2 protein-coding genes are annotated in these 3,436 nt (G+C 72.6%); both read left to right on the top strand.

The annotated features are described in order from the left end of the window. Positions 1-1,852: DEAD/DEAH box helicase (locus CCN44_RS06810; protein WP_244203891.1), on the top strand; the 1,852-nt coding region annotated here is incomplete at its 5' end. 156 nt (positions 1,853-2,008) lie between these two features. Then, on the top strand, positions 2,009-3,436 hold a 1,428-nt coding region (locus CCN44_RS06815), incomplete at its 3' end, for an amino acid permease (RefSeq protein ID WP_086697128.1).

Raw genomic sequence — 3,436 nt, forward strand, 5'->3', positions numbered from 1 at the left:
CATCCCGGACGCCCTGGCCGGCAAGGACATCCTCGGCCGTGGCCGCACCGGCTCCGGCAAGACCCTCTCCTTCGGTCTGCCGACCCTGGCCCAGCTGGCCGGCGGCCGTACCGAGAAGAAGCGGCCCCGCGCCGTCATCCTCACCCCCACCCGCGAGCTGGCCATGCAGGTCGCCGACGCCCTCCAGCCGTACGGCGACGTCGTCGGCCTGAAGATGAAGGTCGTCTGTGGCGGTACCTCCATGGGCAACCAGATCTACGCCCTGGAGCGCGGCGTCGACATCCTCGTCGCCACCCCGGGCCGGCTGCGCGACATCATCAACCGCGGCGCCTGCTCCCTGGAGGACGTGCAGATCGCCGTCCTGGACGAGGCCGACCAGATGTCCGACCTGGGCTTCCTGCCCGAGGTCACCGAGCTGCTCGACCAGGTCCCGGCCGGCGGCCAGCGCATGCTCTTCTCCGCGACCATGGAGAACGAGATCCAGACCCTGGTCGACCGCTACCTGAACAACCCCGTCTCCCACGAGGTGGACGCGGCCCAGGGCGCGGTGACGACCATGTCGCACCACATCCTCATCGTGAAGCCCAAGGACAAGGCGCCGGTCACCGCCGCGATCGCCTCCCGCAAGGGCCGCACGATCATCTTCGTCCGCACCCAGCTGGGCGCCGACCGCGTCGCCGAGCAGCTGCGCGAGGCCGGCGTGAAGGCCGACGCGCTGCACGGCGGCATGACCCAGGGCGCCCGTACCCGCACCCTGGCCGACTTCAAGGACGGCTACGTCAACGTCCTGGTCGCCACGGACGTCGCCGCCCGCGGCATCCACGTCGACGGCATCGACCTGGTGCTGAACGTGGACCCGGCCGGCGACCACAAGGACTACCTGCACCGCGCCGGCCGCACCGCCCGCGCGGGCCGCACCGGCACGGTCGTCTCGCTGTCCCTGCCGCACCAGCGGCGCCAGATCTTCCGCCTCATGGAGGACGCCGGCGTCGACGCGGCCCGCCACATCATCCAGGGCGGCGCCGCCTTCGACCCGGAGGTCGCCGAGATCACCGGCGCCCGCTCCATGACCGAGGTCCAGGCCGAGTCCGCCGCCAACGCCGCGCAGCAGGCCGAGCGCGAGGTCGCCCAGCTCACCAAGCAGCTGGAGCGCGCCCAGCGCCGCGCGACCGAGCTGCGCGAGGAGGCCGACCGGCTGGTCGCCCGGGTCGCCCGCGAGCGCGGCGACGACCCCGAGGCGGCGGTGGCCGAGGCCCAGGCGACGGCGGCGGAGCAGCTCTCCGTGGCCGAGGAGCCGGCGGAGCGCGAGGCCGAGCGCGAGGAGCGTCCGGCGGCCTCGGCGCCGTACGAGCGCCGGGAGCGGCGCGGCTTCGACCGGGACCGCGAGCGGGGCTTCGAGCGCCGTGACGACCGTCGCGATGACCGGGGCGGCCGTGGCTTCGAGCGCCGTGACGACCGGGGCGAGCGCCGTCCGTTCGACCGCGACCGTGGTTTCGACCGCCGTGACGACCGTCGCGACGACCGCGGTGGCCGTGGCTTCGAGCGCCGGGACGACCGGGGTGGCCGTGGCTTCGAGCGCCGTGACGACCGGGGCGAGCGCCGTCCGTTCGACCGCGACCGGGACCGCGGTGGCCGTTCCTTCGACCGCCGTGACGACCGGGGCGGCTTCCGCCGGGACGAGCGCGGCGGGCACCGGGGCAGCGACCGTCCGTTCAACCGCGACCGCCGCGACGACCGCCCGGGCTTCCGCTCCGGTGGCCACGAGCGCCCCTACGGCCGTCGTGACGACCACCGCGGCACCGGCTCCTTCGGCCGCCGCGAGGACAAGCCGCGCTGGAAGCGCAACGGCTGACGCGGACAGCGGCGGGCGCAGGCGCCGGCTGATCTGACGTAGGGCAAGGGCCCGTACGACACCGTTCGTACGGGCCCTTGCGCATGCCCGGAGCGGTCCCGTTTCCGGCCATCGCGTGACGCATATCACACCCTCGCTGAGGGAATTGCTGGGGGCATGACAGATGACGCGCGCGCCGGCGGCCCGTCGGACGAGGAACGGCTGGCCCAGCTCGGCTACACCCAGGTCCTCGCCCGCCGTATGTCGGCGTTCTCGAACTACGCCGTCTCCTTCACGATCATCTCGGTGCTGTCCGGCTGCCTGACCCTCTACCTCTTCGGCATGACCACGGGCGGCCCCGCGGTGATCACCTGGGGCTGGGTCGCGGTCGGCCTGATGACCCTGTTCGTGGGCCTGTCGATGGCCGAGATCTGCTCGGCGTACCCGACCTCGGCCGGGCTGTACTTCTGGGCCCACCGGCTGGCACCCGCGCGTTCGGCGGCGGCCTGGGCGTGGTTCACGGGCTGGTTCAACGTGCTGGGCCAGGTGGCGGTGACCGCGGGCATCGACTTCGGCGCGGCCTCCTTCCTGGGCGCCTACCTGAACCTCCGGTTCGGCTTCGAGGTGACCCCGGGCCGCACGGTGGCGCTGTTCGCGGCGATCCTCGTCCTGCACGGCCTGCTGAACACCTTCGGCGTGCGCATCGTCGGCTTCCTGAACAGCGTGAGCGTGTGGTGGCACGTGCTCGGCGTGGCACTGATCGTCGGCGCGCTGGCGCTGGTGCCCGACCACCACCGGTCGGCGTCCTTCGTCTTCACGCACTTCGTCAACGAGACGGGCTGGGGCAGCGGCCCGTACGTGGTGCTGCTGGGACTGCTGATGGCCCAGTACACCTTCACCGGGTACGACGCCTCGGCCCACATGACCGAGGAGACCCGCGACGCGGCCACGGCGGGCCCGAAGGGCATCGTCCGCTCCATCTGGACCTCCTGGATCGCCGGCTTCGTCCTGCTGCTCGGCTTCACCTTCGCCATCCAGTCGTACGACAAGGCGCTCGCGTCACCCACCGGCGCCCCGCCCGCCCAGATCCTCCTGGACGCGCTCGGCGCCACGGCCGGCCCACTGCTCCTTCTGGTGGTGATCGGCGCCCAGCTGTTCTGCGGCATGGCGTCCGTGACCGCCAACAGCCGCATGATCTACGCCTTTTCGCGAGACGGCGCGCTGCCCTTCTCCCGCGTCTGGCGCACGGTCAGCCCGCGCACCCGGACCCCGGTGGCGGCGGTCTGGCTGGCCGCGCTCGGCGCGCTGGCCCTGGGACTGCCGTACCTGATCAACACGACGGCCTACGCGGCGGTGACGTCGATCGCGGTCATCGGCCTGTACATCGCGTACGTCATCCCGACCTTCCTGCGCGTCCGCAAGGGCGCCGCCTTCGACCCCGGCCCCTGGCACCTGGGCCGCTGGTCGCGCCTCGTCGGAGTGGTCGCGGTGACCTGGGTGGCGCTGATCACGATCCTCTTCATGCTCCCCCAGGTCTCCCCGGTCACCTGGAAGACCTTCAACTACGCCCCGGTGGCCGTCCTGGTCGTCCTCGGCTTCGCCGCC

Source organism: Streptomyces tricolor (assembly GCF_002155905.1).
GTDB lineage: Bacteria > Actinomycetota > Actinomycetes > Streptomycetales > Streptomycetaceae > Streptomyces > Streptomyces tricolor.